1 protein-coding gene is annotated in these 357 nt (G+C 45.9%); it reads right to left on the reverse strand.

The window, feature by feature from the left end; genetic code table 11:
• On the reverse strand, positions 1-357 hold a 357-nt coding region (locus FC98_RS15290; RefSeq protein ID WP_156637351.1), incomplete at both ends, for an IS30 family transposase.

A 357-nucleotide genomic window follows, 5' to 3' on the forward strand; every position in this document is an offset into this window, starting at 1 on the left:
GAGGCCGAAGCCAAGGATCTGCCCTTCGGGAAGAACTCGCGCAAAAGGCCGTTAGTGTTCTCATTGGTTCCACGTTCCCATGGTGAATAAGGATGGGCAAAGTAGATGTCAGTTCCCTTGACTTGACTCAAGCTTGAGAACTCAGCACCATTATCAAAAGTAATGGTTTTAAAGTGCTCGGTTCCATAGTCATATAAGGTATTCTGGAGGGCTTTCAAGCAAGTGTCGGCATGATAATTGGGAAGTTTAACGATGATCTCTAAGCGACTAACACGTTCAGTCAAAGTCATTAATGCTGGCTCAGATTCAACCCGTTTGCCTTTGACCAAGTCACCTTCCCAGTGTCCAAGCTCTTGA

The organism is Lentilactobacillus kisonensis DSM 19906 = JCM 15041 (assembly GCF_001434135.1).
Lineage (GTDB): Bacteria > Bacillota > Bacilli > Lactobacillales > Lactobacillaceae > Lentilactobacillus > Lentilactobacillus kisonensis.